This is a genomic window from Bradyrhizobium sp. WSM4872 (assembly GCF_055811715.1).
In genome coordinates this window covers 75,283-102,281 of record NZ_JBVVPT010000001.1, presented here as the reverse complement: position 1 = coordinate 102,281, position 26,999 = coordinate 75,283, and the positions used below count along the sequence as shown (strand labels likewise).

The 26,999-nt window shown below is 63.8% G+C and carries 28 protein-coding genes and 1 tRNA gene; 18 read left to right on the top strand and 11 right to left on the bottom strand.

Annotated elements, in window-relative coordinates:
- Nucleotides 1-46 precede the first annotated feature (46 nt).
- Nucleotides 47-1,873, bottom strand: a complete 1,827-nt coding sequence (glmS, locus tag AC0L3C_RS00515) for a glutamine--fructose-6-phosphate transaminase (isomerizing) (protein ID WP_473406869.1) — start codon at nt 1,871-1,873, stop codon at nt 47-49.
- Between the two features lie 219 nt (nt 1,874-2,092).
- On the opposite strand from glmS, the gene AC0L3C_RS00510 reads away from it, so the two are divergent.
- Nucleotides 2,093-2,311, top strand: a complete 219-nt coding sequence (locus AC0L3C_RS00510; RefSeq protein WP_063996287.1) for a hypothetical protein — start codon at nt 2,093-2,095, stop codon at nt 2,309-2,311.
- Between the two features lie 6 nt (nt 2,312-2,317).
- On the opposite strand, the gene glmU is transcribed toward AC0L3C_RS00510, so the two are convergent.
- The gene (glmU, locus tag AC0L3C_RS00505) at nt 2,318-3,685 is read right to left on the bottom strand and encodes a bifunctional UDP-N-acetylglucosamine diphosphorylase/glucosamine-1-phosphate N-acetyltransferase GlmU (RefSeq protein WP_473406868.1); all 1,368 of its coding nucleotides are present in this window, start codon (nt 3,683-3,685) and stop codon (nt 2,318-2,320) included.
- Between the two features lie 175 nt (nt 3,686-3,860).
- Here glmU and AC0L3C_RS00500 point away from each other — a divergent pair, with 175 nt between their 5' ends.
- Nucleotides 3,861-5,210, top strand: coding sequence for a hypothetical protein (locus AC0L3C_RS00500; protein WP_473406867.1), 1,350 nt, complete (start codon nt 3,861-3,863; stop codon nt 5,208-5,210).
- A 114-nt stretch (nt 5,211-5,324) separates the two neighbouring features.
- A complete protein-coding gene (locus tag AC0L3C_RS00495) occupies nt 5,325-5,480 on the top strand; it encodes a hypothetical protein (protein ID WP_473406866.1) in 156 nt (51 codons plus the stop codon).
- A 24-nt stretch (nt 5,481-5,504) separates the two neighbouring features.
- Here the strand turns inward: AC0L3C_RS00495 and AC0L3C_RS00490 are convergent, their stop codons facing one another.
- Complete coding sequence (locus tag AC0L3C_RS00490; protein ID WP_473264641.1) at nt 5,505-5,651, bottom strand: hypothetical protein; 147 nt, start codon at nt 5,649-5,651, stop codon at nt 5,505-5,507.
- A gap of 184 nt (nt 5,652-5,835) precedes the next feature.
- Between AC0L3C_RS00490 and AC0L3C_RS00485 the strand changes: the two genes are divergently transcribed.
- Nucleotides 5,836-6,216: a hypothetical protein gene (locus AC0L3C_RS00485; protein WP_063996284.1), complete on the top strand. Its 381-nt coding sequence runs from the start codon at nt 5,836-5,838 to the stop codon at nt 6,214-6,216.
- Here the strand turns inward: AC0L3C_RS00485 and AC0L3C_RS00480 are convergent.
- On the bottom strand, nt 6,176-7,735 hold the full coding sequence (locus AC0L3C_RS00480) for a glycoside hydrolase family 17 protein (RefSeq protein WP_473406865.1): 1,560 nt from the start codon (nt 7,733-7,735) through the stop codon (nt 6,176-6,178). The two genes, AC0L3C_RS00485 and AC0L3C_RS00480, sit on opposite strands and share 41 nt — an antisense overlap.
- A gap of 330 nt (nt 7,736-8,065) precedes the next feature.
- Here AC0L3C_RS00480 and AC0L3C_RS00475 point away from each other — a divergent pair, with 330 nt between their 5' ends.
- From AC0L3C_RS00475 to AC0L3C_RS00465, 3 genes are all read left to right on the top strand, one after another.
- Nucleotides 8,066-8,659, top strand: a complete 594-nt coding sequence (locus AC0L3C_RS00475; protein ID WP_473264639.1) for a beta-1-3, beta-1-6-glucan biosynthesis protein — start codon at nt 8,066-8,068, stop codon at nt 8,657-8,659.
- Between the two features lie 214 nt (nt 8,660-8,873).
- Nucleotides 8,874-11,549, top strand: a complete 2,676-nt coding sequence (locus AC0L3C_RS00470; RefSeq protein ID WP_473264638.1) for a glycosyltransferase — start codon at nt 8,874-8,876, stop codon at nt 11,547-11,549.
- A 316-nt stretch (nt 11,550-11,865) separates the two neighbouring features.
- Nucleotides 11,866-11,941: transfer RNA gene (locus tag AC0L3C_RS00465), tRNA-Lys, on the top strand.
- A 421-nt stretch (nt 11,942-12,362) separates the two neighbouring features.
- Here the strand turns inward: AC0L3C_RS00465 and AC0L3C_RS00460 are convergent.
- Both AC0L3C_RS00460 and AC0L3C_RS00455 read right to left on the bottom strand, forming a co-directional pair.
- Nucleotides 12,363-14,210 carry a caspase family protein gene (locus AC0L3C_RS00460; protein WP_473406864.1) on the bottom strand — a complete coding sequence of 616 codons (1,848 nt, stop codon included), beginning with the start codon at nt 14,208-14,210 and terminating at the stop codon, nt 12,363-12,365.
- A gap of 278 nt (nt 14,211-14,488) precedes the next feature.
- Entirely contained in the window at nt 14,489-16,342 is a 1,854-nt protein-coding gene (locus AC0L3C_RS00455) for a caspase family protein (RefSeq protein WP_473406863.1), read from the bottom strand.
- A gap of 283 nt (nt 16,343-16,625) precedes the next feature.
- Between AC0L3C_RS00455 and AC0L3C_RS00450 the strand changes: the two genes are divergently transcribed.
- From AC0L3C_RS00450 to AC0L3C_RS00440, 3 genes are all read left to right on the top strand, one after another.
- Nucleotides 16,626-16,982, top strand: a complete 357-nt coding sequence (locus tag AC0L3C_RS00450) for a hypothetical protein (RefSeq protein WP_473282344.1) — start codon at nt 16,626-16,628, stop codon at nt 16,980-16,982.
- 116 nt (nt 16,983-17,098) lie between these two features.
- Nucleotides 17,099-17,482 (top strand): hypothetical protein, encoded by a 384-nt coding sequence (locus AC0L3C_RS00445; RefSeq protein WP_473266452.1) that lies wholly within the window; start codon nt 17,099-17,101, stop codon nt 17,480-17,482.
- Between the two features lie 47 nt (nt 17,483-17,529).
- On the top strand, nt 17,530-17,721 hold the full coding sequence (locus AC0L3C_RS00440) for a hypothetical protein (protein WP_473266454.1): 192 nt from the start codon (nt 17,530-17,532) through the stop codon (nt 17,719-17,721).
- Between the two features lie 833 nt (nt 17,722-18,554).
- Here AC0L3C_RS00440 and AC0L3C_RS00435 read toward each other — a convergent pair.
- Together AC0L3C_RS00435 and AC0L3C_RS00430 are read right to left on the bottom strand one after the other, a co-directional pair.
- A complete protein-coding gene (locus AC0L3C_RS00435) occupies nt 18,555-18,761 on the bottom strand; it encodes a hypothetical protein (RefSeq protein WP_473406862.1) in 207 nt (68 codons plus the stop codon).
- Between the two features lie 187 nt (nt 18,762-18,948).
- Complete coding sequence (locus AC0L3C_RS00430; RefSeq protein ID WP_473266458.1) at nt 18,949-19,611, bottom strand: hypothetical protein; 663 nt, start codon at nt 19,609-19,611, stop codon at nt 18,949-18,951.
- 463 nt (nt 19,612-20,074) lie between these two features.
- On the opposite strand from AC0L3C_RS00430, the gene AC0L3C_RS00425 reads away from it, so the two are divergent.
- The 4 genes from AC0L3C_RS00425 (at nt 20,075) to AC0L3C_RS00410 (ending at nt 21,595) form a co-directional block, all read left to right on the top strand.
- A complete protein-coding gene (locus AC0L3C_RS00425) occupies nt 20,075-20,245 on the top strand; it encodes a hypothetical protein (RefSeq protein WP_007590796.1) in 171 nt (56 codons plus the stop codon).
- Between the two features lie 313 nt (nt 20,246-20,558).
- A complete protein-coding gene (locus AC0L3C_RS00420) occupies nt 20,559-20,801 on the top strand; it encodes a hypothetical protein (protein WP_007590794.1) in 243 nt (80 codons plus the stop codon).
- 156 nt (nt 20,802-20,957) lie between these two features.
- Nucleotides 20,958-21,197: a hypothetical protein gene (locus AC0L3C_RS00415; RefSeq protein WP_473248989.1), complete on the top strand. Its 240-nt coding sequence runs from the start codon at nt 20,958-20,960 to the stop codon at nt 21,195-21,197.
- Nucleotides 21,198-21,301: 104 nt separating this feature from the next.
- Entirely contained in the window at nt 21,302-21,595 is a 294-nt protein-coding gene (locus AC0L3C_RS00410; protein ID WP_473406861.1) for an OapC/ArvC family zinc-ribbon domain-containing protein, read from the top strand.
- 1 nt (nt 21,596) lies between these two features.
- Here the strand turns inward: AC0L3C_RS00410 and AC0L3C_RS00405 are convergent, their stop codons facing one another.
- Together AC0L3C_RS00405 and AC0L3C_RS00400 are read right to left on the bottom strand one after the other, a co-directional pair.
- Nucleotides 21,597-21,983 carry an NUDIX hydrolase gene (locus tag AC0L3C_RS00405; RefSeq protein WP_027518066.1) on the bottom strand — a complete coding sequence of 129 codons (387 nt, stop codon included), beginning with the start codon at nt 21,981-21,983 and terminating at the stop codon, nt 21,597-21,599.
- Nucleotides 21,984-22,126: 143 nt separating this feature from the next.
- The gene (locus AC0L3C_RS00400) at nt 22,127-23,236 is read right to left on the bottom strand and encodes an AI-2E family transporter (protein WP_473406860.1); all 1,110 of its coding nucleotides are present in this window, start codon (nt 23,234-23,236) and stop codon (nt 22,127-22,129) included.
- A gap of 141 nt (nt 23,237-23,377) precedes the next feature.
- On the opposite strand from AC0L3C_RS00400, the gene AC0L3C_RS00395 reads away from it, so the two are divergent.
- The 4 genes from AC0L3C_RS00395 (at nt 23,378) to AC0L3C_RS00380 (ending at nt 26,465) form a co-directional block, all read left to right on the top strand.
- On the top strand, nt 23,378-23,596 hold the full coding sequence (locus tag AC0L3C_RS00395) for a hypothetical protein (protein WP_473406859.1): 219 nt from the start codon (nt 23,378-23,380) through the stop codon (nt 23,594-23,596).
- A gap of 84 nt (nt 23,597-23,680) precedes the next feature.
- A complete protein-coding gene (locus AC0L3C_RS00390) occupies nt 23,681-23,908 on the top strand; it encodes a hypothetical protein (protein ID WP_007610605.1) in 228 nt (75 codons plus the stop codon).
- A 118-nt stretch (nt 23,909-24,026) separates the two neighbouring features.
- Entirely contained in the window at nt 24,027-26,069 is a 2,043-nt protein-coding gene (locus AC0L3C_RS00385; protein WP_473406858.1) for an acetoacetate--CoA ligase, read from the top strand.
- A gap of 93 nt (nt 26,070-26,162) precedes the next feature.
- Nucleotides 26,163-26,465, top strand: coding sequence for a hypothetical protein (locus AC0L3C_RS00380; protein WP_007590765.1), 303 nt, complete (start codon nt 26,163-26,165; stop codon nt 26,463-26,465).
- Nucleotides 26,466-26,468: 3 nt separating this feature from the next.
- Here AC0L3C_RS00380 and AC0L3C_RS00375 read toward each other — a convergent pair whose 3' ends face one another.
- A complete protein-coding gene (locus AC0L3C_RS00375; protein WP_473282334.1) occupies nt 26,469-26,705 on the bottom strand; it encodes a hypothetical protein in 237 nt (78 codons plus the stop codon).
- Between the last annotated feature and the right edge of the window lie 294 nt (nt 26,706-26,999).

Sequence of the window (26,999 nt, the reverse complement as noted above, 5' to 3'; positions counted from 1 at the left end):
GCAGGTTTTGGAAGACCACGAAGCGTTCCGCACTCGACCCTTCTGCCTATTCCACGGTCACGGATTTCGCGAGATTGCGCGGCTGGTCGACGTCGGTCCCCATGATGACCGCCGTGTGATAGGCGAGCAGCTGAACCGGGACGGCGTAGACCATCGGCGTGAACGCCGCCGCCATATCAGGCATGACGATGGTGACGAGGGACTCGACGGTCGCCTCCGCCGCGCCCTTGGCGTCCGTCATCAGGATGATCTTGCCGCCGCGGGCGGCGACCTCCTGCATGTTGGAGACGGTCTTTTCGAACACCCGGTCGTAGGGCGCGATGACGACGACGGGCATGGTCTCGTCGATCAGCGCGATCGGGCCGTGCTTGAGCTCGCCGGCGGCATAGCCCTCGGCGTGGATGTAGGAGATCTCCTTCAGCTTCAACGCGCCTTCGAGGGCGAGCGGAAAGCTGGTGCCGCGGCCGAGATAGAGCACGTCGCGCGACTTGGCGATCTCGCGCGCGAGCTTCTCGATCTGGAGCTCGGTGGTGAGCGCATCCGACATCAAACGCGGAATCTCGACGAGCCCGTGGACGAGCTTGGTCTCGTCCTCGTCGGACAGTTCGCCGCGGGCCTTGCCGGCCGCGATCGCAAGATTTGCCAGCACCATGAGCTGGCAGGTGAAAGCCTTGGTCGAGGCGACGCCGATCTCGGGGCCGGCCAGCGTTGGCAGCACGGTCTCGCTCTCGCGCGCGATCGTCGAGGTCGGCACGTTGACGACGGCCACCGTGTGCACGCCCTGATCCTTGGCGTAGCGCAGCGCGGCCAGCGTGTCGGCGGTCTCGCCCGATTGCGAAATGAAGATCGCGAGATCTCCCTTGCGCAAGGGCGCCTCGCGGTAGCGGAATTCGGAGGCGACATCGACCTCGACCGGAACGCGCGCGAAACGCTCGAACCAGTATTTTGCGACGAACCCGGCGTAGCTCGCAGTGCCGCAGGCCGTGATGTTGATGCGCTGGATGTCCTTGAAGTCGAACGGCAGCTTGGCTGGCAGCAAGACCCGCTCGGTCGCCATGTCGACATAGCGTGCCAGCGTGTGGCCGACCACTTCCGGCTGCTCGTGGATCTCCTTGGCCATGAAGTGGCGGTAGTTGGCCTTGTCGACCAGCGAGGTCGAGGCAGCGTGCTTGGTCTTCTCGCGCTGGGCGGCGTGGCCGTCCTTGTCGAAGATCGCAGCGCTCGTATGGGTCAGCACGACCCAGTCGCCGTCCTCGAGATAGCTGATCGTGTCGGTGAACGGGCCGAGCGCGATGGCGTCGGAGCCGAGATACATCTCGCCGTCACCATAGCCGATCGCGAGCGGCGGACCGTTGCGGGCGCCGATCATCAGATCGTCCTCGCCGGCGAAGATGAAGCCGAGCGCGAAGGCGCCGCGCAGCCGCGCCAGCGTCAATTTCACCGCTTCCACTGGCTTGTTGCCGCGCGTGAGCAGATCGTCGACGAGATGCAGCACGATCTCGGTGTCGGTCTGGGTGTGGAACACCGTGCCTTTCTTCTCGAGCTCCTCGCGCAGCTCGCGGAAATTCTCGATGATGCCGTTGTGAACGACGGCGACGCGCTCGGTCGCGTGCGGATGCGCATTGTTCACGGTCGGCTTGCCGTGGGTGGCCCAGCGGGTGTGACCGATTCCGGTCGTGCCCTTGAGCGGCTCGGCTTCCAGCCGCTTCTCCAGATTCTTCAGCTTGCCCTCGGCGCGTCGGCGCTCGAGATGCTTGCCCTCGAGCGTGGCGACGCCCGCGGAATCATAGCCGCGATATTCAAGACGTTTGAGCGAATCCACCAATTGCTCTGCAACCGGCTCGCGCCCGAGAATGCCGACAATCCCGCACATGCGGATCAATATCCCCCAAATCGTCGAAAAATCGCCTAAACGACGCGCTCGGTTTTTAGCGAAGTTCCTAAGGAACCAGATACTCAATAATTATTGCTGATTGAGACAGCACCGACGGCAAGGCGCCTCGCCTGCGTCGAACTGGCTGAGCCTTAAACCGCGCGCATTAACTTGTTGTCAACGAATTTGGCCAACCCTTGCGTACCAAGGAGAGAGGCCATGAAAGGCTCATCCAACCGCAAAGGTCTGTCATCGATGTCGGTGAGCGCCAGCGAGACCACCGGCACGCACCTTGCGCATTGGCCGCCGCCCCAGCGCGGCAAGGAAAGCAAGCCCGTCTTCATCAAGCACGCCGCCGGCGAGCCGGCCAAGCGTGCCAAGGCGCGTGGCTGGCGCCTGACGCGCGCGATCTTCTCGGAATTCGCCGACGACGAATAGCGGCGCTCATTTCGCCGGCTTCTTTTCAAGCTTTTTGCCACCCGTCTTCATCTCGCGATAGCGCGCCGCACCACCGTCGCGGATGGTCTGCGGGCTACGCTCCAGCGCCATGGCGTCATCAGGCACGTCGCGCGTGATCACCGAGCCCGAGCCGATATAGGCGCCGTTGCCGATGGTCACCGGTGCGACCAGCGAGGAGTTGGTGCCGACGAAGGCGCCCTGCCCGATGATCGTCTTGTGCTTCTTGAAGCCGTCGTAGTTGCAGGTGATGGTGCCGGCGCCGATGTTGGAATTGGCGCCGATTGTGGCGTCGCCAATGTAGGAGAGATGGTTGACCTTGACGCCGGCCTCCAGCGTCGCGGCCTTGGTCTCCACGAAATTGCCGATGCGCGCGCCGTCGCCGAGCGAAGTGCCGGGCCGCAGCCGCGCATAAGGGCCGATGGAGACCTTCTTGCCGAGCTTGGTCTCGACGATATGCGAGAAGGAATGCACCACCGTGCCGTCGCCGATCGAAACGCCGGGGCCGATCACCACGAAGGGCTCGATCGTGACGTCCTTGCCGAACACGGTATCCGCGGCAAGATAGACGGTTTCGGGCGCGATCAGCGTGACGCCGGCCTCCATCGCCGCTTTCCGCAACCGCGCCTGCATCACGCTTTCGGCCTCGGCGAGCTGCGCCTTGGTGTTGATGCCGCGCACTTCGTCCTCGCTGGTTTCGATCACCACGGCATCCCATCCCTGTTCGCTGACAACGCCGACCGCGTCGGTCAGATAATATTCGCCCTTGGAATTCGCATTGCCGATCTTGTCGAGGATCCCGAGCGCGCGGCGGCCGTCGATCGCCATGACCCCGGCATTGCAGAGGTCGATCCTGCGCTCCTCGGCGCTGGCATCGGCCTGCTCGCGGATCGCGACCAGGCGGTCGCTCTCGACGATGAAGCGGCCATAGCCGGTGGGATCGGCAGCGCGGAAGCCGAGCGCCGCAATCGCGGCGCCTTTGGCCAGCGGCGCGCGCAGCCGCGCAAAGGTCTCGGCCGAGATCAGCGGCGTGTCGCCGAACGCAATCAGCAAATCGTCCACGCCCCGCGCAATGGCATCACGCGCCGCCAGCACCGCATGCGCGGTACCGAGCCGTTCCTGTTGCACGAAGGTGAGCGCGTCGGGGCGGATGCGCTTTGCTTCGTCCGCCACCGCCTGATGGTCGGGTCCGATCACGACTGCGAGCGAGGTGCCGGTTCCCCTGGGCGCCGCGGCGAGCACGTGGGCGAGCAGACTCTGGTGCGCGACCGGATGCAGCACTTTCGGCAGGTGAGAGCGCATACGCGTGCCTTCGCCGGCGGCGAGCACGATCGTGAGGCTGGAACGGGCGGTCATCGAAATCCTGTCAATCCGGCCGAATCAATCGGCGCCAGCGGGCGACGGGCCGCCCTCATCAGCTATCGCCTTGCTACCCCCGCAAACGCCCGGAGTTCAAGTGCGACACGCTTTTCCTGTTAATGTTCCCTGATTGATTCGGGGAAGCCGGACAGGGGTTGGGCACTTAACGTTCATGGCAAAGGATTCCGACCCACTGGCGGATGCCTTCGGCGCCAAGGAGACCGGCGGGCTGTTCTCCGAACTTGTGGCCGAGGAGAGTTCGTTCGATCGCGGCATGATGTGGCGGCTGGGCTCATGGGGCGTGGCGGCCGTCGGCGCCGTGGTGCTTGCCGTGTTCGCCAATCAGGCCCAGCTCGGCTGGCGGCGCGACCAGGTTGCGTCCGCCGATCTCGCGCGCCAGGCCGACCGGCTCCAGATGCTGAGCAAGGAGAGCCAGAACGAGGCCCGCCGCCTCGCCTCCGCCATCGAGACGCTGAACACCGATCGCGACCGGCTCTATTCGCGCGTCACCGTGCTGGAGCAGGGGCTCGATTCCGTCACCGGCGCGATCGCCAAGCAGACGACAACGCCGCCGCAGGCGTCCGTTGCGAAACCTCAGGACGCGCCGGCTTTGATCGGACCGCCGGCGCCCGGCATCGCGCCGGTCGCCTCGACGCCGGCTCCGGCCAACGACAAGCCGCGCGCCGAGGCCACAAAGGAGCCGTCGAGCCCGCCGCCACAAAGCGCGGCCGCAGCCTCGCTCGTCGCGCAGTTGCCGGCGACGAATTCGGCACTGCCGATGCTTCCGCTGGTCCCATCCAAATCGATCATGGCGCCGCCCGATCCGGCCGCCCCGAAACTGGTTCAGCACGAGGCCACTGAGAAGACCACTGAGAAGGCTGCCGAGAAGAAGCCCGATCCGGCGCCCGCGCCGATCGAAGTCGCTGCGGCACCAGCCAAGCCGCCGGAGGCCGCCGAAAGCGAGGCTCCCGCGATTGCGGTCCAGCAGACGCGCTTTGCGATCGATCTCGGTGGCGCCAACTCGCTCGACGGCCTGCGCGCATTGTGGCGCGGGCTCACCAAATCCAATCCCGAAATCGCAGCGCTGCGGCCGATCATCATGATCAAGGAAGGCAACACCGGCCTCGGCATGCAGCTCCGCCTCGGTGCCGGCCCGCTGATCAACGCCGCGGCTGCAGCAAAACTCTGCGCCGGCCTCGCCGAGAACGACCGCCACTGCGAGACGACGGTGTTCGACGGCCAGCGGCTGTCAATGCGCGGCGGCCAGGAAAAACAAGAGAAGACTCAGGATCGAGTCCAAGAGAAGAACTCCGACAAGACCCAGGACTCGGTGCCGCAAGCCGAAACCGCCCCGGCGCCCGCGCCCGCCGCCAAGCCGGACAAGCATCGCCGCAGCTATTCCTCAAAACGCTCGTCGAAGCGTGAGGAGCCCGCGCCTGCTCCTGCGGCGCAGCCGGCCGCACAGCCGAAGCCGGAGACCGCGTCGGCGGGATCGACGCTGTCATCGTTCTTCAGGCGGTAGGCGCGGCATCCACTCTGTGGCGGTGAAAACGGTCTCGCGGCCGACGTATCAAACGATACGAAGGCCTCCAACCCGAAACGGCAGTATCCGCGACGAACATGATTCGGAGCGGAGATGGCGGACGAGACGTTTCTGCGCCAGCACCTCGCGCTCATCCGCGAGCTGGCCGAACAGGCCGACCCCTATATCAAGAAGCGATTGCTGGCCTTGGCGGAAAAATACGAACGTCGGCTGAGGGACCAGAACCAGCCGATGCAAACTCGCCCTTGAGAGCTCATTGGCGCGCGCAATCACCTACTCGATGCGGGCCTTTTCCTTCAGGTCGCGAATGCGGTTCTCAGCTTCATCCTTCGACCGGACGAGCTCCGACCAATCCTCGACCCGAGCTTCCTTGCTCAGCCTCTTGAGTTCGTCCAATTGCTGCTGGGTTGGCTTTTCCATGCTCGCTCCTTGCATGCAGCATGCGTTCGTGCGGTCACACCATTCAGAACCGGCGCGACCCCAGCCTGTTCCTGGATATCTTGGGGCCAGGCGCGGCCGCCTTGCTCGTCCCGGAACCGCCCGCGACCGACATAAACTCACCTTCCCTGTTGCCCCGTTCCACCTTCCCGACCATATTGCCGCCATGACAAAAAAGCCCTTCCGCCTCACGCCCTACCAGGTGCAGTTCCTGATCGTCGTCGGCTTCGCATCCGTCGGCTATGCGCTCTATCTGCGCTACCTCGGAATCGAAAACTCGCAGGTCGGTCTCGCCTGCGACGCCGGGCTTCAGACCCTGGTCTGCAAGGCGCGCTCGGTCTCGACCGTGCTGTTCAAGAATTCGGTGTTCGGCATTGTCGCGCTGGTAGTGGCAACGCTGAACCTGATGCGGCCGTCGATCGTGCTGCTCACCGTCGGCATCATCGCCGCCGGCCTCGGCATCGTGCTCTACAATGTAGTGCTGTCGGGCCTGGCGATCGGCCTGCTCATTCTTGGATTTGCTCGGCCCGCGCCCGCCACAGCGTGAGCGCGAACAAGAGATAGATCGCGCAGGTCCACAGCGACTGCCAATTGTCGCGGCCCTCGTTGAAGAGCACATAGGCCGCCGACAGCGTCAGCACGCCGGCGAAGACCGACTCCGCGATCGGACGCTGGCCGATCTGCGGCCGGTTCAACATCAAAAGCGCGAACGGCACCACCGCCATCGTCAGCGAGGCGTAGGGGAAGTCGTGGTAGCGCGGGTCGAACACGAAGCCGAGCGCGGTCTGCGCCGCGATCACCGCCGTCACTGCCAGCGTCAGACCCAGCACGGCGGTGAGCTTCGACCATTTCCGGCCCTCGCGCGGACCGAGCAGATCGAGGAAGGTCGGAAGGCTGCGGCCGATCACCATCGCCTGCGCGCAGAAGATCGGCGACAGGATGCCGGCCGCGAGCAGCGTGCCCCAGAGCAGCCAGCCGCCGATGCCGTAGCTCTCGTAGTACATCTTGTCGGCGCCGATCCCGAGCAGGATGCCTGCCGAGGTCGCCGAGATCGCCACACCGAGCCACGCCGAGAAGCGCGGCGTCCAGGGCCTGCGCCGCAACGTCAGGCCGGCGACAGCGAACACCAGCACGCAGAGGCCCATGCCGGCGCCCATATACCATTTCCAGTAAGGGAAATTGCTGATCGGCTGGCCCGGCGGATATTTCAGGCTCCGACGCACCGAGTCATAGAGGCCCCAATAGCCGCCGACGGTGCCTTCCAGCTTGCGCTTCCACGGCTGGTCGTAAGACTCGATCAGATTGACGCGGAATTTCTGCGCTTTCGCGAGACTCAGGATCTCCGAGACCACGCGCGCCTGGTTGGTGCGCGACGGCAGCGCGCCTTCGCGCATGCGTCCTTCGCTCGGCCAGCCGGTTTCGCCGATCAGGATCTCCTTGCCGGGGAACGCGACGGCCATGCGCTCGCGGATCTGTTCGACGTGGGAGGCGGCAAACTTCGCCTTGACCGGGAAGTCCTCCCAATAGGGCAGGATGTGGATCGTGACGAGGTCGACGGCGTCATAGATCTCGCGATTCCTGAGCCAGAACTCCCAGACATCGGCATAGGTGACGGGCACGCTGACCTGGGCCTTCACCGAGCGGATGATGGAGACGAGGTCCGCGGTCGTCATCTCGCCGCGCAACAGCACTTCGTTGCCGACGATGATGCTGGTGATGATTCCGGGGAAATCCTTGGAAAGACGAATGGCGAGCGCAGCCTGCTCGAAATTCTTGGTGCGGTTGCTGGAGAGCCAGATGCCCTGGAGCACCTTCAGCCCGCCGATCCGGGCCGCGATCGCCGGCACCTGGTCGAGCCCGTTCTCCATCGAATAGGTGCGGACGCAGTCGGTGATCTCCTTGAGCTGGCGCAGGTCCTGCTCGATCTGGTCGGCCTCGATATGAGTCCATGCGTTCAGCGGCGACTGCTCGCCGCGGAACGGCGCGTAGGAGACGCATTGGACCTTGTCGGCGGGATCGATCGGGGCGCGCGCGAGCGAGATCGGCGTGGCAAGCCACCACCACACGGCAGCGATCGCACCCAATGAAACGAGCAGAAGCGCCAGTGGCGTACGAAGAGAAATCGGTTCCGTCCTCCGCGAAGGGCCGTCGATTACCTGCTAGCACGCCATCTGCCAAGGGGGTGACTCCGTTATGGATCCTTCCCTCCCCTGAGGAATTTACCTGCGGCCGTTCGACCGAGGCCTAGGATCGTGACTTTGCTGGACAAAATTCCAGATTCAGGCCATGGACTCGTGAGGACTTTTCCGCCGCATTGGAGACCCATTTGGACGCCATCACGCAGGCGCGTCCGCGAAGGTCCTGACGCGGACGGTCAGTGATATATTGGGGAATTCATGCGGCAACGGGTGTTCGAGTTACGAAATGCGGTCCTGCGGCAGTTCGCCGCCACCTTGGCCGTTTCTTCCCTTGTCATCCTGATGGGTATCGGCGCGGCCTCCGCCCAGAGCGGCACGCCCGCCCCCGACCAGAGCAAGGCAGCCGCCCAGCCCGCCGATGCCGCCGCCAAGGATGCCGCCCAGAATCAACGCCGCACCGACGAATTCGCCGAAGCAGCCCAGGTCATCGGCGGCCCGGCCGGCAACCCCGAATGCGTCTGGCTCGGCCGGCGCGTGGTGCGGCTGATGTGGCGGGACGACCTCGATACCGCATTCCGCCATCTCGACCTCTACGACCGCTTCGGCTGTCCCGGCGGCCACATCCAGGCTGCGTTCCGCTGCCTGACCCGCTTCGGCGGCCAGATCGATCCCAAGGTCGCCGAGACCCTGGACAGCCGTGTGCACGCTTGCTGGATCAACCCGGCGTCGCAGCCGCAACAGGCGGCAGCCGCGGCCTCGCAGCCTGCCGCGCCGGCCGCCGGCAATGCGCAGCCGCAGCCGGCCGCGAGCCCCTCGCCCGCGGCAAGCGCGTCACCGGCGCCCCCGAAATAGCCGCGATTGTTTCAGCCTGCGTTCAGGAACGATCGGCGATAGAGGCAATTGGCACTGCTGCGAATTTCGAGATGTGCATGCCCTCATACGGTCATGAGGCGATGACAGTTGTGAAACCGCGCGGCAGAGGTATGCTCCATTTGCCGCGGACTTGGTCGGATCTCGGGGTCGGATCCGCTTCCCTGCCCCCTCAGCCCCTTTTGGTTTAGCCGCGATGCGGGTTGTCGCCGCCGTTCTGTTGCTTGTGTCCGCGCTCCACGCCGGCCTCTGGGGAGTCTTGCGCGACAAGGAACCCGCGCCCGACTTCAAGGGCTTGCTGCCCAGCGTCTCCTACGCGCCGTTTGAGGGCTCGGCTCATCCCGACATCGACAACATTCCGACGGTGGAGAAAATCCGCGCCGACCTGAAGACGCTGTCGACGATGACCCGCGCGATCCGTCTTTATTCGTCCACGGGCGGCGTGGAACTGGTGCCGCCGATCGCGGCCGAGTTCGGCCTCAAGGTCACCGTCGGCGCCTGGATCGACAAGGACAAGGATCGCAACGAGCGCGAGATCAAGGCCGCCATCGAGCTCGCCCGCAAGAACAGCAACGTCAACGGCGTCGTCGTCGGCAACGAGGTGATCTACCGCGGCGAGCAGAAGGTCGAAGACCTCATCGAGATGATCAAGAAGGTCAAGGGCTCGGTCCGCGTGCCCGTCACGACCGGTGAAATCTGGAACATCTGGCGCGACAATCCCGACCTCGGCTCCAACGTCGACTTCATCGCCGCCCACGTGCTGCCCTATTGGGAAAACTTCCGGTCGGACCAGGCGGTCGACCAGGCCGTCGACCGCTACAATCTGTTGCGTAACCTGTTCCCCGGCAAGCGCATCGTGATCGCCGAGTTCGGCTGGCCGAGCGCGGGTTACAATTTGCGCAACGCCGACCCAGGTCCGTTCCAGCAGGCATTGACCCTGCGCAACTTCGTCAGCCGCGCCGACGCCATCGGCATGGAATACAACATCGTCGAGGCCATCGATCAGCCCTGGAAATACTTCGAAGGCGGCGTCGGTCCGTACTGGGGCATCCTCAACGCCAGCCGCGAGCCGAAATTCGCCTGGACCGGCCCGGTGCAAAATCCCGACTATTGGAAGCTGATGGGTGTCGCCCTCCTGGTCGGTATCCTGCTGTCGCTGCCGATCCTGCGGCTGCAGCAGCCGACGGCGAAGCAGGCGTTCCTGCTGTCGGCCACCGCCAATGGCGTCGGCGCCTGGGCCGCCACCGTGTTCGCGTTCTGGAACGGGCACTATTTCATCTTCGGCTCCGCCTTCGCGCTCACGCTCGGCATGATCCTGCTTGTTCCCCTCGTGCTGATCGCGATGGCGCGCATCGACGAGATCGCGGCCGTCGCGTTCGGCCGGCCGCCGCAGCGGCTGCTCGCGAAAGGCAAGCCGGTCGAGAACGTGCCCGAGAATTACTTTCCGAAGGTCTCGATCCACATCCCCGCTTATTTCGAGCCGGTCGAGATGCTCAAGCAGACGCTCGATGCGCTGTCGCGGCTGAATTATCCGAACTACGAATGCGTCGTCATCATCAACAACACGCCGGACCCTGCCTTCTGGCAGCCGATCCAGGATCATTGCCGCGCGCTCGGTGAACGCTTCAAGTTCATCAATGCCGAGAAGGTGCAGGGCTTCAAGGCCGGTGCGCTCCGCATCGCGATGGACCGCACCGCCGTCGACGCCGAGATCATCGGCATCCTGGATGCCGACTACGTCGTCGATCCCGACTGGCTCAAGGACCTCGTGCCGGCATTCGCCGATCCCAGCGTCGGCCTGGTGCAGGCGCCGCAGGAACATCGCGACGGCGACCTGTCGATCATGCACTACATCATGAACGGCGAATATGCCGGCTTCTTCGACATCGGCATGGTCCAGCGCAACGAGACCAACGCCATCATCGTGCACGGCACGATGTGCCTGATCCGCCGCGCCGCGATGGACATGGCCGGCGGCTGGTCGTCCGACACGATCTGCGAGGACAGTGATCTCGGCCTTTCGATCCAGCAGCTCGGCTGGACCACGCACTACACCAACCACCGCTACGGCCAGGGGCTGCTCCCCGACACCTACGAGGCCTTCAAGAAGCAGCGTCACCGCTGGGCCTATGGCGGCCTCCAGATCGTCAAGAAGCACTGGCGGAACTTCCTGCCCGGACGGAGCCGGCTGACGCCCGACCAGAAGCGCGAATATGGCCTCGGCTGGTTGAATTGGCTGGGTGCCGAAAGCCTCGGCGTGGTCGTGGCGCTGCTCAATCTCGTCTGGGTGCCGATCGTCGCCTTCGCCGACATCGCCATTCCCGACAAGATCCTGACGCTGCCGATCATCGGCGCCTTCATCGTCTCGCTCGCGCACTTCTTGTCGATGTACCGCGCGCGCGTCGCGATCAAGCCCGGCCAGATGCTGGGCGCGATGATCGCGGCGATGAGCGTGCAGTGGACGGTGTCGCGCGCGGTGGCGCAGGGACTGATCACCGAGCACATCGCGTTCGCGCGCACGTCCAAGGGCGGCCTGTCCAGGATGTCGATCGAGTTCCAGGCGTTCTGGGAGGCTGTGATCGGCGCCCTGCTCCTGATCGGCGCCGGCGTGCTGGTGGCCTCCAACAGCTATCGCCAGATCACCGAGATCTACATCTTCGCCGGCGTGCTGGTGCTCCAAAGCCTGCCGTTCCTGGCTGCGGTCGCGATCGCCATCCTCGAGCTCAGCCGCATCAACTCGTTCCAGTTCTGGCGCGACAGCGCGATCCGCACTGCCGAGCTGATCGGCCTGCGCCCGGTCGCGCTACCGACCCCCGCCGGCACGCCGCAGCAAGTGCCGGTGCCGAGCGAGGTCCGGCGAGAAGCGAACTGACGGGGCTCCAAACGCGGCATCCGGCCCATGGGCGGACGTCGCGGGTTCTTCGGCGTGGATGGCGGCCCGCCATTCCGGTTGAAAATCCCGGCTCAAGCATTGGAAACGGCGAGCGAATTCCCGCTGTTGCCTTCAACTTCGGCAACCACCCGAGCTATTGACCTCCGCGCCCCATCCCCCTACACAGCGCGGGCCGAAAGCATGATCCGGAAACAGCCGGTTTTTCCGCAACGCTTGCGTCGATGTGGCGGCAAGACATGCTTTTCCAAATGACCGAAGACGATGGCGATTTCTTTGAAGCCATCAGCGGCCATGGGAGCGCGTAGCTCAGCCGGTAGAGCACGTGACTTTTAATCACGGGGTCCTGGGTTCGAGCCCCAGCGCGCTCACCAACCAAATCAATATGTTAGATCGAAACAGCGCTCTCCGACAAAACCTCTGTGTCTGCACTGTGTCTGCAAATCGATTGCCGCTGTAGACACAGCTTGCCGGCCGCATTGAGCGCGGTTTGATGGGGCATTCCCGCCCTCCCGACGAACCGTCAATTGCTCCCCGTCACCGCCTGCGTTTTGATGGCCGGATGCGAGAGCAGAAGATCACCTTCGGCGAGCTGCGCGAGATGGGCCTGAGCGGCGTCTTGGTCTGGTGCCATTGCGGCCATCACGTCGCGGTCAGCGCCGACACTTGGGGCGATGAAATGAGGCTGAGCGAGATCGAGGAGCGCTACGTCTGCTCCGCCTGCGGCGGGCGCGGCGCCGATGTCAAGCCCGACTGGAGCACCAAGGGTCACGCCGTGCTGGGGCGGACGAGAGATCAGTTGCACACCTCTTGGTTCATGCCCCAGCTCCCAGCCCCGTGCTTACCTTGTTGATAAACTTCCAGATGGCAACCCGGGCGAACCGGCCGACAGCCAGCGCCGTTACAGACCATCTGACCGCTGCCCTGAGGCTTCGCTGGAGCAGTCTCGATCTGCCTGCCAGCATCCCGCCTCTTTGTTTCTTCGCGCGTGGCAACTGGGCTCTTCTCCGGTGCCTTCTCGCATTCATTATCGCCGTTTACGCGATAGCCAGCGCGGCAGGTAATCTTCACGCAAGTGTCGCCATCAGCTCTGAAGCCATGGTCGCAGATCAGCGGGCAGACCCGGCCCGGCTTGGCCTTGATCGCATCGAGAGCGTCGAGGCTCGCGAGCTTGGCGTCGAACTTGGTTCCGGCGTACTTGTTGAAGATCGAGAGCGATCTCTGTGATGAGGCATTCCAGTCTCCGTCAGCAGCGGCGGATAGACATCCGACCCGGCGCAGCTCGGACTGCACCAGTTTTGCGGTCTCCTGCGGAGACAAGCTCGGCGGCGATGAGGTCGGCGCAAGGGCCGCGACCTTCTGCTCGCTCTCGCTCTGGTCCTTCTTCTCGGCCGCCAGTTTTGCGGCTTGATCAGCAGCCGCCTTGTCGCTCGCGATCCTCTCAGCCAGAGCTTTCTCGGCAGACTGTTTGTCGGCCAGGGCCTTGGCGACTGCTGCCTCGGCGTCCTTCCTTCGCTGCTCGGCAGCGACGGCTTTCGCCTCTTCGACCTGCTTGGCCTTCTCGGCAGCAAGCCGAGCGTCCTCGGCAATCTTTGCGGCGGCAGCCGCTTTGTCCTGCTCGGCCTTCTTGGCGCGGTCCGCCGCAAGCCGGGCCTTCTCATCCTCGGCCTGCCGGGCCTTATCGGCGGCAGCGGCGCGCGTCTGCTCGGCTTCGATCTTCCTCAACTGGACCTTGGCGAGATCAGCATAGAAGCCATCCGGGTACGTCCGCAGGAAGGCCTGCCATGCGTCTTTCTCGCCTGCCTGCAATGCCAGCTCGTAGTCTCTGCGAACCGCATCCTGAGGGCTTGCCTGCGGTCCAGGAGCGACTGCCGGCTTCGCCGGGACCAGCGGGACGTCGTCGCCACCCAGCGAGCCGTACACATAGGGCTCCTGCTTGTAGCCGGTGTTCTTGAGGACGTCGTCGCGGACGAACCCGAAGGCCTTGCGCAGGTCGAGGCCTGGCGTCGGCAGACGCTCGACCAAGGCCGTGGAGAACGGGCTGTTTCTGGAGTCGCCGTCCGAGGCGGTCGAGCCGGCCTTGGCGGCAAAAGCGATCATGGTGTTCGGACTGGTTGGCTCGATCTTGGCAAGGCCGCGGCCGATTGCGCGCGAGGCCACCGTGCGCTTCATCGTCTTGGCGAACGGGTTGTCGCGGCAGGCGTCCAGGATGACGAGCCTGAGCTGCTTGGCCGGCTCGATCGCAAACAACACCCGATCGAGCGGGAATGTCTCATCGAACACGTCTGTGTCGGTCTCGAGCGCGGCGTCCGTGGGGATGAGGTAGTTGTTGCCGTCCAGCTCGATACCGTGGCCAGCGTAATAGATCACGGCCACATCCGCATCCCGCGCCTTGGCGCCGAACTCGCGCAGGGCTTTGCGCATCTCGACGACGCTGAGATCGAGCTTGGTATCGACAACGTCGAAGCCGGCCTTCTTGAACATGCCGCCGACTAGCGTGGCGTCGTTCACGGGATTGGCGAGCCGGGGCACGCTCTTGTAGGCGGAGTTGCCGATCACCAAGGCAACGCGGCGCTCGGCCTGCGCAGAGCCGCAGGTCAGCCACATGAAAAAGAACAATAAAAACCAGCGAAACGCGCCCATCGAAGCCCCGAGCAATATGTGCGCAGCGTATGTAGAGCCTATCGAAAGGCAAGCTACTGTTGTGTGATTCTGATCACGCTCATGGTCCGGCTGGTCGTCGAACCTCTGCAACAGGCCAGAGGCGGCGGTGGACTTGAAGCGGACCGGCGTCCGATTTGCCTCTGACAGCCAACGAGGCACGATTCTACCGCTGTACGGTATGGGTCACAAGCGAAAGTCGCCTGTCGCGGTTGAGTGAGCCAGCAACATCAAGCGAGCCCAGGCGGGCTCCCCGACTTTTAATTGCACACCTCGACAGCTCGATCGGTGGTTCTGCGCGAGTTGACTGCGGATGAGGCCTGCTCTAGTCGGCACCCACTCTTGACGGGGCGGCAGCCGGCGTCGTTGCAGATCAATTGTCCGGAAGCCTGCGGCTTGGACGGCGTGGCTTCTACTTGTTTGCGCTGTTCGTTTCGCTGTTTGACGTCATTTCGCGTAGCAGCCGGGTTCTTATCTTCCGCCTTCTCGCACTCGTTATTGTCGTTGACGCGATAGCCAGCGCGGCAGGTAATCTTCACGCAAGTGTCGCCATCAGCTCTGAAGCCATGGTCGCAGATCAGCGGGCAGACCCGGCCCGGCTTGGCCTTGATCGCATCGAGAGCGTCGAGGCTCGCGAGCTTGGCGTCGAACTTGGTTCCGGCGTACTTGTTGAAGATCGAGAGCGATCTCTGTGATGAGGCATTCCAGTCTCCGTCAGCAGCGGCGGATAGACATCCGACCCGGCGCAGCTCGGACTGCACCAGTTTTGCGGTCTCCTGCGGAGACAAGCTCGGCGGCGATGAGGTCGGCGCAAGGGCCGCGACCTTCTGCTCGCTCTCGCTCTGGTCCTTCTTCTCGGCCGCCAGTTTTGCGGCTTGATCAGCAGCCGCCTTGTCGCTCGCGATCCTCTCAGCCAGAGCTTTCTCGGCAGACTGTTTGTCGGCCAGGGCCTTGGCGACTGCTGCCTCGGCGTCCTTCCTTCGCTGCTCGGCAGCGACGGCTTTCGCCTCTTCGACCTGCTTGGCCTTCTCGGCAGCAAGCCGAGCGTCCTCGGCAATCTTTGCGGCGGCAGCCGCTTTGTCCTGCTCGGCCTTCTTGGCGCGGTCCGCCGCAAGCCGGGCCTTCTCATCCTCGGCCTGCCGGGCCTTATCGGCGGCAGCGGCGCGCGTCTGCTCGGCTTCGATCTTCCTCAACTGGACCTTGGCGAGATCAGCATAGAAGCCATCCGGGTACGTCCGCAGGAAGGCCTGCCATGCGTCTTTCTCGCCTGCCTGCAATGCCAGCTCGTAGTCTCTGCGAACCGCATCCTGAGGGCTTGCCTGCGGTCCAGGAGCGACTGCCGGCTTCGCCGGGACCAGCGGGACGTCGTCGCCACCCAGCGAGCCGTACACATAGGGCTCCTGCTTGTAGCCGGTGTTCTTGAGGACGTCGTCGCGGACGAACCCGAAGGCCTTGCGCAGGTCGAGGCCTGGCGTCGGCAGACGCTCGACCAAGGCCGTGGAGAACGGGCTGTTTCTGGAGTCGCCGTCCGAGGCGGTCGAGCCGGCCTTGGCGGCAAAAGCGATCATGGTGTTCGGACTGGTTGGCTCGATCTTGGCAAGGCCGCGGCCGATTGCGCGCGAGGCCACCGTGCGCTTCATCGTCTTGGCGAACGGGTTGTCGCGGCAGGCGTCCAGGATGACGAGCCTGAGCTGCTTGGCCGGCTCGATCGCAAACAACACCCGATCGAGCGGGAATGTCTCATCGAACACGTCTGTGTCGGTCTCGAGCGCGGCGTCCGTGGGGATGAGGTAGTTGTTGCCGTCCAGCTCGATACCGTGGCCAGCGTAATAGATCACGGCCACATCCGCATCCCGCGCCTTGGCGCCGAACTCGCGCAGGGCTTTGCGCATCTCGACGACGCTGAGATCGAGCTTGGTATCGACAACGTCGAAGCCGGCCTTCTTGAACATGCCGCCGACTAGCGTGGCGTCGTTCACGGGATTGGCGAGCCGGGGCACGCTCTTGTAGGCGGAGTTGCCGATCACCAAGGCAACGCGGCGCTCGGCCTGCGCAGGAGCGGCGCCGAGCCAGACGCTGAAAAGGAACAATCCCAAAAGCCGAAGCGCGCCCATAAATGTCCCAAATCACAATGTGATCAGAGTATTCGGACCCTCTCGGAAGGCAAGCGGCTGGTCTGTGACCATCGTCACAATCCGGTCCTGAGCTGTGCTCGGAAAATGCGCGGGCTGACGGTCCGGGTCTATGAGTGCCGGTGCGGCGACCGCACTTGGACTGAGGACAAGGAATAAGGCCGCCTCAGCGGACAGCTTTTTTTCGCATGAGCCTTACCCCTCACGCGGGAACGGAACGATCCCCATGGCAGCGCAATTGCTCCTCTTTCGTAGGAGTTGCGTCATGCGTCATGCGCCGTCGATTGTGCCGCTGGATCGGCTCGACCGGGAAATTTACCTGGTGCTGGAGGACTTCGGCGCGCGCGCCGGCTGCTCCTGGCGCGAGACCGACGAGCAGGACACCGACGTCGAGACCATCATCCGCGACCTGCTCTCCGGGCAGTATGCCTATCCGGTCCGTATTGTCGCCTTCAACGCGATCGAGGGCTGGTCTCGCGATGCCACCAGCGAGATCGCAGATGAGCTTGCCGTGCGTGTCACGAGTAGCGAGATCACTCCGGCCTTGCAGGCCTTCGTCCAGGCCAATGCTTCCCGACCGTTTGCTGTACAACTGGCGCTTCCTCTACGGGGCGCCGCCTGACAGCAAATCTGCGATCACGATGTTGCGTGGGATTGATGCGATAACAGTGCGCTAAACAAGCACATTGATCGGAAGTTCGCGCTTCACCTCCGCCTGATTTTTTGGTACCAAATAAAATGAAACCAGCAAAAAAGATTCGTGCCAAAAAACATCGCGGCCGCCCCGCGACTGGTCAGGGCGTCCAGATCGGCACGCGCTGGCCGGAGGCGACTGTCGTTCAGATCGACGCATGGGCGTCGCGGCAGGAGGACACTCCGGCTCGCTCTGAATCCATCCGTCGGCTGGTGGAGATTGGCTTGGGCAAACCCGCCCCTGCCCAAGGGGTCACGTCTGCCGCCAAGGCCTCGTCCGAGCGGGCTCGGGAAATGGCGGGCAACGCGATCGACAAGCTCAAAGACAACAAAGCGAGCCCGGATGACCAGGCCAGCCGCAAGCGGCGGCTCGTCAAGGGGCCCGAGGAATTCCAGAACGTTCGACGCGACCGGCCAAATCGAAAATGAATTGACCGGCGACCGCTTGGTCAATCTCGCCTGAAGGCAAAAAGCAAATGATCAAACCCAAACGTTCGGCCGAGCAACAAGTCGCGGACGAAGCCGAGCGACGGACCCTCAATCCAATAGGATCGAGGCAGACGATAGCCGACAGTCAAGCCACGCCGGAGTTTCAGGAAAACCTCAAACGCCTGAAGTCCGAGCGGCTGGAGCGTGAGGCTAAGCTAAATCCGAAGCGCAAGGTCTGATTTGAGCTTACGCCCCTTCGCCTCGCCTGGTTGGGCCGGTCGGGCGAACGGGCCGCGTCGGATGGAGGGTGCAAAAGGTCATGGGAATGTTGAACCGACGGTGGATGATCTTCCTGCTGGTTTCCGTGGTGGTTGTTTGCTCCATCTTCGCGGGCACCCGGTACTATCTAAGCAAATGCCATGGCATGGATGCGTGCGCGGCCGCCGAAGCCGAGAGCCATGAGCGAGATAAGCCAACCGAGCCACAATAGTTTTCGGGTGAAAAGCCGGCCTGCAATAGCGGCTCCGGAGCCGCGGCGGGCGCAAGGTCGAAGGTGCTAATCCACCGTTTTACAACCTGGGGAAAACTGCCTTCAGGTCAGCGCGCCTGCATTTTCCGAATCGCCTGTGCGTGCTCGCTAACTCAGAGATGTTCTGATTGTGGGGGGCGCGTGAGCCAGTTTTTGTCCGTGCTGCTGCTGGCGACCGCTATGACTCTGACCCTGTGTTTCGGGGTGGCAGCGTGGCGCCAATCCGCTGTGAGAGACGTCGATATCACTGCCACCATTCCCCATCAGGAAAACGGCTGGCGAGCGAGGCCGACGAACTAAAGCACCTTCTGTTGCCGTATCCTCCGTAGCTCTACCCCTTCGATGAACGGTCTATTGATCTCGCGCTAGGGCCTGTACCCATAACTGGATACGCGTGAATGCCAGCGCGCCGCTGATCGTAGCAATCAACGACCATGTCGAGCAGATCACCGGTAACGGATAAAGCTGCACGGACCGCACCACCGCTGCCGATGAAGTCGCCGTCGAATTCGCGAACGATAATCAGGAGACCGCGACGCCGGACTACACCACGCCGCCGAAGTCGATGCCTTCCTTGGCGAGCGCCTCGGCTTCCTCGGCGGACGTTGTCGGCTTCGTATCGAGGTAGGGGAGCTCGGTCGCCGGCAGAATCGTGCGGATGTTCTGGCCGTCTGTCCGCGTGATGCGCGCAATCCAGCGCTTGGGCCCGTGCTCAAGTCGTTCGATATGGTACTGCTTGTACGTAATCATGACTTCCGGACGCAACTGACGCTGAGACAGGCGTTGTTGTATCCAATATAGCACCGTCGTCCAACGATTTCTTAAAGCTAGGTCGAGGCCTGCGCGTGGACCGGCGGAGCTCGTCATCGCGACCCCGCGGCCAGCATCGCGCACGCAGCCCCAGATGATTTGCTTGAGTGATTTGCTTGACTTGCCTTCAGCTTTCGGGGGCTGAAACTGTCGCCGGCGTGCTGAGCGGAGCGCCTCCAACCGAAACCGGCCCGACCGATTTCGACTGCCGGGCGATCCGTTTGCGGATGGCGGCGGACAGCCCATAGCGCGCATGCGCTCTTCGAACGGAGGACGTGACGTCCGACATCATGGTGTTTTGCAGCGCGTCGATCTTCGCGATCAGCGTGGACAGCTGGGAAGATACCTTCTTCACATCGACCCGTTCGTCCGTGATGCTCTGTCGCAGCGAAAGCAGCACCATCGAATCCGCCTGCAGCACAGCCGCGTTTTGCTGCAGTGCCTGGTTGCTCTCCTGCAGCGAAGCCGTGTGTTGCTGCTGGGTCGACTGAATATCCTTCAAGGCAGCGACAACCGGATCCGGCTTTGGCGCTGAAGCCTCTTGCCGCGGTAGCAGATCAGCCAGGCTGCTCAGATTCAGCGATGGCACGCCCGAGGGCCATGTGTAGATCGCCGCCGCGCCGTTGATGGCCAGGGCACATACCGACAGTGCCATGACCGACGTCCGGCTGGACCGCTTGACCGGTTCTGGAGCGTCCGAGCTTGCGGGTTCGTCGGCCGCGATGGCCGCAGCCAGTGCTGCAGGGTCGAGCTGTTCGACAAGGCCTTGGGTTTCGAAAGTCGCGGTCATGGCATTGACCCCAAATGAGAGCAATAGGAAGCCGTCGCCGGAACGTCCTCGCGACGGCTCCCTTACGCAGCACCCATCTACAACTGTCTAAAATTGTGGGCTTTTCAGCTTAATTCCACGTTAGCGGCCGCGGCCTTCCGCAGACCCCGCCACCCCGGCCGACTACGGGGTCCGTGCGACGGACATGACTCGCATGCCGTACAAGAGCTCCTCCCGATCCCGGGACGTCGCCAAGGCCGGAAGCGGATTTTCCGAATTTGGCAGACTACCCCTGTTTTGCCCGACGCGTCAACCGGCGTCTCAACCGGATGCAAGACCGCCGTGCGCCAAAAAGAAAGCGTTGCGCCAGCAGGACTTAGCTACTGTGCATGGGGTTGTTTTCGCGGTTTTGTATCCCAGTCCCAAAAGCCGCGAGACAACCCGCTCAAAAAGTGTAGGATTCGACAAAACAGGGAGGAGCGGCATGTTTGAAATCAGCGGTTTCGACACGGCAGGAATCGTCAGCCTCAAGCGGCTGTCACTCACCGCCGCCCTCAAGAAGGCCAAGGAGCTCATCGCCGACGGATGCTGGGGCGTTCAGGTGATTGGTCCAGGTGGCCAGGTCTACACCTCGTTCGAGGAGCAAGCCGCGTAGTCGCCCGCCTTTCGGCAGCATTCGGAAACCACCCGCCCATCCGATCGCGCGTCGCGCGCTCTGGCCGTGGCTGTGACTCGGACGTGAAAACCCCAGCGCCTGGTGGAGCGCTGGGGCGTTTTCAAAATATCAATTGGTCAAGCAATGAAGCCTTCGTAGCAGCGATCTCGACAACCGCTTGTGAACCGCTTCACACAGACTTCGATCTTTCCACACCTTGACGATGCTCAACGGCGGCGCCGTGCCGTTGCCAATCAACTTGTTTGGGAGCACGCTCTCTCCAGGCGCGCAGACGCCGCTCAGGGAGAAAGCCATGAAGGACACGGGCCTGGATCACCGCCACCGCGACAAGGATGGCGCGATCAGCAAGAAGCACGGCAACACGCTGGTCGGTACGTTGCGCAAGATCTACGGTAAGGGTTTTGCCGCCGGTTATCCGGATACGACTGAACTCAGCGAGGTCTTGCATCAGCTGAACGAGACCTCGCTGAGCCAGCTGCGTCGCGATCACGACACCGGGCATCTCGGCCACAAGATCGACCACGTCCCGAAGTGAGCGCCTCCCCTCGTCCCAACTTCAGGTAGTTGAAATCAACTCTGCCAGGTGCCGGCGACTTTCCGCGGACAGCTGCGCTGCCGGGTGTCTCGGCGAATTTGCCGTTTGAGCCCTTGCCGCCCGAGCGCTAGAATGAGCCTTTTAACGGAGGCTCATTTGAAACAGTTCATTATCATCACCGCCATTGCACTCGCCGTGACGGCTCCCGCCCGCTCGCAGGCCCTCGTCGATCCCAACAAGGTTGCTCCCGAATATCGCGAGGCGGCCGAGAAGCGGCGGGCCGAGCAGATGCGGCAGCGCGAATGCGCGCTGAAGGCGGATCTCGAGAAGGTGCTGCCCAGGGATCGCACCGTCTATCTCAACCATTGCCTGGACACGATAGCGGCCAAGCAATAGCGGCTGATGGAGCGGCTTGAACTCGCCGACCCGTTCAGGCTTTCTTCAGACATTTGGGATCACCTGACGATCCATTTCCATCAGTCATCGTCGATCGACCGCGCATGAGTTTCGTCCAGATTCAGTGCACGCGCTGCAAGACCGTGTTCCGCGACCGCGCGGGACGGTTGCAGGACGGCTATTCCAGGCAATGTCCGAGCTGCGAGGTGGTGCTGTTCTTCGCCGAGGATTCGCCGAACCCTCAGGTCAAGGAGGCCATGAAGCGCGCGCGCAAGGCTCGCAAGGAGCAGCGCGAAACCGAAATGGCCAGGGTGTCCGCGCCGCAAGCGCGCGCCAATTCTTCGCGGGCCCACACCGGACGGATACAGCACGCGTCGTCGGAAGCCGAGGAGGACTAGCTCACCCGCGCTTCCGCGGAAACAGGCGGTCGCGGATATAGCGTGAGGTCGGCGTCAGGCGGATGCCGCGCGGCTTCTGCCAGACGGCGCGGTCGATCTCGTTCTTGTCGCCGATCGCGAGCCTGCCCTTGGCGCCCTTGGCGATGAAGATCGCGTCGCTCATCTTGCGGCCGGAGCGCTTGTTCCTGGCCGTCACTTCCTTCCAGAGGCTGATCCGGCCGAGCTTCAGCTTGGGCAGCTCTTCCTTGATTTCCCGCCGCAGGCAGTCCTTGTCGGACTCGCGCGCACGCTTGCGGCCGCCCGGGAACATCCACAGGCCGTCCGACCGGCGTCTGACCAACAAGACCTTGCCGCGCTTGGCGGCAACCAGTTTGGAAGACTTCGCCATGTCCGCCGTAATCGAAAAAAGAATCGAGCCCATGGTAACTTGTCTAGTCGGATAGACAAGTTCCGTGGACCTTGATCACATGGGGAAGGCCGCCAGGTCTGATCGAACCCGGCAGGCAGATCCCGCCGTTCGAGGGAGCCAGATCAACCCTCGCCCGCCGCTGTCCCCGCCCTCGATCCCGCCTCGGCCCGGTCCTCCGTCCTGATCCAGGCCATCATCATTTCCCAGGCCACCGACAGGATGATCGGGCCGATGAACAGGCCGACGATGCCGTGGGCGAGCGTGCCGCCGATCACGCCGACGAAGATGACGATGGTCGGCGTGGTCAGGCCGCGTCCCATCACCAGCGGCTTCAACATGGTGTCGAGGAAGCCGACGACGACGAGAAACACGGTGAGCAGCAGCGCAGTGGTGACGTCCTTGGCGGTCCAGATCCAGATGATCACCGGCAGCAGCACCAGGAAGGCGCCGATCTGCACGATCGAGAGCAGCAGCACGATGAAGGCGAGCAGGCCTGCGCTCGGCACCGCGGCAAGCTTGAAGCCGATGCCGGCGAGCAGTGCCTGCACGATCGCGACGCCGATCACGCCTTGCGCCACGGCGCGGATGGTCGCGCCTGCGAGCCCCAGGAAATGCTCACTCTGTTCGGGCACGATGCGAAACAGGAAGCCGCGGCCGGCCGCGACCAGCCTCGGCCCGTGCGGAAACAGGAAGCCGGCCACGAACACCGAGACCAGGAACTGGAGCGTGCCGACGCCGGCGTCGCCCGCGAGCGACAATAGCGGTCCCGCCAGCGGCTGGAGATAAGGCGCCACCTCGCGCAGCACTGCGCGGATGTTGTTGTAGGCCTGCTCCCAGAGGTCGAATAGCCAGGGGCCGACGAGCGGCCACGACTTGAGCTGCTCCGGCGCCGACTGAAGCGCGAGGTCGCCGGTGCCGAGCTGGTGCGCCAGCTCGCGCACGCCGTCCACTGCGCTGATACCGAGCCAGGTCGCAGGACCGATGACGACGCCGAGCGTGATCAGGGTCAGGATCGCCGCTGCGGTCTTGGGCCGGCCGCCCAGAATCTTCGCGACCCAGCTGAAGGCCGGGTAGAACGCGACCGCGAGCACGCCGCTCCAGGCAAGGATCGGCACGAAGGGGCGGATGATCAGGAAGGTCCAGATGATCAGCAGGCCGAGCAGGCCGACGCGGATCACGAGCTGGATGATGTCCTCGCCCGTCAGGAGCTGACGCAGACTTTTCACGGGCACGGCTTTCCTTGCGGCATTGACGCGGGTTCCGGCACTTGCGCGGCCCAGCGTTATTGCCAGCCGCGCACCCGGCGTCAAGACGACCGGGCCGGCCCGAACCGGCGATTAGGAACACATCGGGCCATTGTGCATTCCGAGACGATGGCACGCCGCCCCAGAGAGCCCGTCACCCACGCAGGCATTCACCGCGGCGTCCACTTTTCGCTGAAGCCAAACGCCGCACCGGGCTATTGGCGCTACGCCTATGCCGTCGGCGACAGGGCCCGCTGCGGGCGCGTGCAAGGCAGGCTGCCGTTGCTCGCCATCAGGCGCGTGCAGATGCGCATCGACCGGGACATGCGGAGCATTAACGACGGTTAACCGGATTTCGGCCGACCGGTTTACGCCGTTGCAAAGGCGCGCACCTAGGCTTCCACCGAGGTCCCCCAAAACACTTTCGGTGCAATGGCCAATACCATCTGGACGATCGAAGAATTCACCTGCGCGGGTTGCAGCATGAACTACACCGCGACACGGGAGGAGCACGCCGAAGCCCATTCCGGCAGCTTCAAGTGCAGCATCTGCAGCGGCGTGGTGCACACATGGTCCGGCAAGCACCATTTCTTCGGCTGGGAAGCGGTGAAGACCAAGCCACCCGTGTTCGGACGGCGCTGGGCCGGGGCCGGTTGGTAGGCTGCTTCCAGCGGACCCAGACCAGCTACTCCCGTCAAAGCGGCCTGCCCAAACTGCGGCTTCTGCTCCTCTGCGGCGCCGGTTAAACTCGCCGCCCCGCAACTGAAGCCGACACGCAATGACCGCAGCTTTCGTTCCGCAGATCGCCCTTTACCGCACCTGGCTCGCCGAGCAGCGCGGCCTCACCTTCGCCAGCTACGAGGACATGCGGCAATGGTCGGTGCGCGATCTCGACGGCTTTTGGCGTAGCATCTGGGACTATTACGATCTGCAATCGCCAACGCCGTTTGCGGCCGTGATCACCGAGCGCAAGATGCCCGGCGCGGTCTGGTTTCCCGGCGCCCAGGTCAACTATGCCCGGCAGGTATTTCGCCATGTTGACGCGGCGGATGCCGCCGGCCTGCCCGCGATCGTCAGCTGTGGCGAGGACGGCAAGCTTTGCGAGACGAGCTGGCCGGAGCTGCGGCGCAAGGCCGCTGCCCTCGCACTGCATCTCAAAGAAAAAGGCATCAAGCCCGGCGACCGCGTCGCCGCCTATCTGCCCAACATCCCCGAGACCATCATCGCATTCCTGGCGAGCGCCAGCATCGGCGCGGTCTGGAGCGTGTGCGCGCCCGACATGGCCGCGCCAGCCGTGATCGACCGATTCAAGCAGATCGAACCCAAAGTGCTGATCGCCTGCGACGCCGTCACCTATGCCGGCCGCCGGCACGATCGCAAAGACGTCCTCGCCGAGTTGCAGCGATCGCTGCCGACGGTCGAGCACGTCATCCTGCACGGCGAGGCCGCGCCCGCAGCGGCGGACGCCCTGCTCTCCGACATTGTCGCAACGACGGGCGCGGAGATCGACGCGTTCGAGCCCGCGTGGCTGCCGTTCGATCATCCGCTCTGGATCGTCTATTCCAGCGGCACCACCGGCCTGCCGAAGCCGATCGTGCACGGCCATGGCGGCATCGTCATCGTGGTGCTGGCGCTGCTGGGATTGCACAACGATCTCGGCTGCTCCTACCACGAGAACTCGTTCGGCGAGCGCTATCACTGGTACTCCTCGACCGGCTGGATCATGTGGAACTCGCAAGTCGGCGGCCTGCTCAGCGGCACCACCTGCTGCATTTTCGACGGCAGTCCCGGCGGCGCCAGGGACAAGCCGGACTGGACCACGCTGTGGCGCTTCGTCGCGCAATCCAAAGCGACCTTCTTCGGCGCGGGCGCGGCGTTCTTCGCCAACTGCGCCAAGGCCGAGGTTGACCTCGCCGCCGGCGATCTCTCGCGATTGCGTTGTCTCGGCTCGACCGGCTCTCCATTGAGCGCCGACACGCAAGCCTGGTTCAACGACCGCTTCGCGGCGCTCGCGAAGGCCAATGGCAGCAAGGCGCAGGCCGATATCTGGTGGGCCAACATCTCCGGCGGCACGGATTTCGCCGGCGCCTTCATTGGCGGCAATCGCGAACTGCCGCAGACGCCGGGTGCGATGCAGTGCCGTCTGCTGGGTGCTGCCGTGGAAGCCTTCGACGAACAGGGCCGCGCCGTCATCGGCGAGGTCGGCGAGCTCGTCTGCACCGAGCCGATGCCGTCGATGCCGCTCTATTTCTGGAACGACAAGGGCGATGCGCGCTATCGCGCGAGCTATTTCGAGACCTATCCGGACAATTTCGACGGCAGCGGCCGCGGGCCCGTGTGGCGGCACGGCGACTGGCTCAAAGTCGACCCGGACGGCTCCTGCATCATCTATGGCCGCAGCGATGCCACCATCAACCGGCATGGCCTGCGCATGGGCACCAGCGAACTCTATTCCGCGATCGAGGCCTTGCCCGAGGTGCTGGATTCCCTCGTCGTCGATCTCGAATATCTCGGCCGTGACAGCTACATGCCGCTGTTCGTGGTGCTGCGTGAAGGCGTCGCGCTCGACGAGGCGATGCGGGCCAGGATCAACAAGGCGATCGAGGCAGGCCTTTCGCGCCGCTTCCTGCCCAACGAGATTTTTGCGGTCGCCGAGATTCCGCGCACGCTCTCGGGTAAGAAGCAGGAGCTGCCGATCAAGAAGCTGCTGCTCGGCCAGCCCGTCGAGAAGGTCATCAACCGGGAGGCGATGGCCAATCCCGCCTGCCTCGATTGGTATCTCGCCTTCGCGCGCGACTATCTGGCGCGGAGCGCACCTTGAGCGGAGATCGCCCCAATTGCGCCGATGTCGTTTGGACTCCGTTCACCGATCGCCGCTAGAGCAGGATGGATCTTCCGAAAACGAACGCGCGCCATGGCCGACCTCAACGCCGTCCTCACCAGGCTCAACGACCGTCTGCTCCGCCTCGAGGGCGAGCTGTTCGTGCTGCGCTCGCTGGCCCGCGCGACGCTGACGGCGGGCGATGACCACGCCGCGCGAATGCGCAAGCTGGTCGAGGCCGCAAAGGTCGCGCTCGACGACGAGGCCACGCGCCCCCTCGACAAGCCGACGCGCAAATATGTCGATGCGGCGACCGCGCTGGTTGAGGAATTGCTGGTCGAGCCGACCTCGGCACGGCCGTTGTTCACCGTCATCGACGGCGGCCGGCGCGACTGAGCGTCAAACTGGCCGGCCGTCGTCCGTCGCGGCGGTATCGCCCGCCTTGAGCCGGCTGAGGCCGGCTTCGATGATCGCGATCTCGTCGTCGATCTGGCCGATCGGCAGGCTGAAGTCGTAGCCGGACCTGCTCTTCAGATCGACCGCAAGCCGCTGTCTGTGCATCATCAGCTCGTCGAGGCCGCGCCGGTTCTTCAGTCGGACATAGACGTCGACGATCTGCTCAATCGCGCTCGGCATGAAATCGGTCCCGGCGAAAAAGCCCGCACGGCGCACCCACGCCGGCGGGACGATCTCGGTGTCGCGGTACGCAATACAAATCCGCGACGGATTCGTCGATACGCCAAGCTGGTTGAGATCATGTTACCGTCAGATGATTTCGTGATGGCCGAACACGAAAAAGCCGCTGGCAATTACGCCAGCGGCCAAATCCGGGTTCGAAAACGAATGCGGGTTGAAATGTCGCCAGCCCCGGTGGATCCACGTTCTAACGGCAAATCCTGGATCTCTGTGTTAAAAACGAAACACAGGAAC

Excerpts from the sequence above, each read along its gene's own strand:
- AC0L3C_RS00375 (WP_473282334.1), bottom strand. The coding sequence starts at position 26,705 with ATGCCGAGCGCGATTGAGCAGATCGTCGACGTCTATGTCCGACTGAAG.
- AC0L3C_RS00470 (WP_473264638.1), top strand. The coding sequence starts at position 8,874 with ATGCGGGTTGTCGCCGCCGTTCTGTTGCTTGTGTCCGCGCTCCACGCC.
- AC0L3C_RS00485 (WP_063996284.1), top strand. The coding sequence starts at position 5,836 with ATGACAAAAAAGCCCTTCCGCCTCACGCCCTACCAGGTGCAGTTCCTG.
- AC0L3C_RS00385 (WP_473406858.1), top strand. The coding sequence starts at position 24,027 with ATGACCGCAGCTTTCGTTCCGCAGATCGCCCTTTACCGCACCTGGCTC.
- AC0L3C_RS00490 (WP_473264641.1), bottom strand. The coding sequence starts at position 5,651 with ATGGAAAAGCCAACCCAGCAGCAATTGGACGAACTCAAGAGGCTGAGC.
- AC0L3C_RS00500 (WP_473406867.1), top strand. The coding sequence starts at position 3,861 with ATGGCAAAGGATTCCGACCCACTGGCGGATGCCTTCGGCGCCAAGGAG.
- AC0L3C_RS00440 (WP_473266454.1), top strand. The coding sequence starts at position 17,530 with ATGATCAAACCCAAACGTTCGGCCGAGCAACAAGTCGCGGACGAAGCC.
- AC0L3C_RS00420 (WP_007590794.1), top strand. The coding sequence starts at position 20,559 with ATGAAGGACACGGGCCTGGATCACCGCCACCGCGACAAGGATGGCGCG.
- glmU (WP_473406868.1), bottom strand. The coding sequence starts at position 3,685 with ATGACCGCCCGTTCCAGCCTCACGATCGTGCTCGCCGCCGGCGAAGGC.
- AC0L3C_RS00510 (WP_063996287.1), top strand. The coding sequence starts at position 2,093 with ATGAAAGGCTCATCCAACCGCAAAGGTCTGTCATCGATGTCGGTGAGC.
- AC0L3C_RS00410 (WP_473406861.1), top strand. The coding sequence starts at position 21,302 with ATGAGTTTCGTCCAGATTCAGTGCACGCGCTGCAAGACCGTGTTCCGC.
- AC0L3C_RS00395 (WP_473406859.1), top strand. The coding sequence starts at position 23,378 with ATGGCACGCCGCCCCAGAGAGCCCGTCACCCACGCAGGCATTCACCGC.
- AC0L3C_RS00435 (WP_473406862.1), bottom strand. The coding sequence starts at position 18,761 with ATGATTACGTACAAGCAGTACCATATCGAACGACTTGAGCACGGGCCC.
- AC0L3C_RS00450 (WP_473282344.1), top strand. The coding sequence starts at position 16,626 with ATGCGTCATGCGCCGTCGATTGTGCCGCTGGATCGGCTCGACCGGGAA.
- AC0L3C_RS00445 (WP_473266452.1), top strand. The coding sequence starts at position 17,099 with ATGAAACCAGCAAAAAAGATTCGTGCCAAAAAACATCGCGGCCGCCCC.
- AC0L3C_RS00380 (WP_007590765.1), top strand. The coding sequence starts at position 26,163 with ATGGCCGACCTCAACGCCGTCCTCACCAGGCTCAACGACCGTCTGCTC.
- AC0L3C_RS00475 (WP_473264639.1), top strand. The coding sequence starts at position 8,066 with ATGCGGCAACGGGTGTTCGAGTTACGAAATGCGGTCCTGCGGCAGTTC.
- AC0L3C_RS00460 (WP_473406864.1), bottom strand. The coding sequence starts at position 14,210 with ATGGGCGCGTTTCGCTGGTTTTTATTGTTCTTTTTCATGTGGCTGACC.
- glmS (WP_473406869.1), bottom strand. The coding sequence starts at position 1,873 with ATGTGCGGGATTGTCGGCATTCTCGGGCGCGAGCCGGTTGCAGAGCAA.
- AC0L3C_RS00425 (WP_007590796.1), top strand. The coding sequence starts at position 20,075 with ATGTTTGAAATCAGCGGTTTCGACACGGCAGGAATCGTCAGCCTCAAG.
- AC0L3C_RS00405 (WP_027518066.1), bottom strand. The coding sequence starts at position 21,983 with ATGGCGAAGTCTTCCAAACTGGTTGCCGCCAAGCGCGGCAAGGTCTTG.
- AC0L3C_RS00495 (WP_473406866.1), top strand. The coding sequence starts at position 5,325 with ATGGCGGACGAGACGTTTCTGCGCCAGCACCTCGCGCTCATCCGCGAG.
- AC0L3C_RS00430 (WP_473266458.1), bottom strand. The coding sequence starts at position 19,611 with ATGACCGCGACTTTCGAAACCCAAGGCCTTGTCGAACAGCTCGACCCT.
- AC0L3C_RS00455 (WP_473406863.1), bottom strand. The coding sequence starts at position 16,342 with ATGGGCGCGCTTCGGCTTTTGGGATTGTTCCTTTTCAGCGTCTGGCTC.
- AC0L3C_RS00390 (WP_007610605.1), top strand. The coding sequence starts at position 23,681 with ATGGCCAATACCATCTGGACGATCGAAGAATTCACCTGCGCGGGTTGC.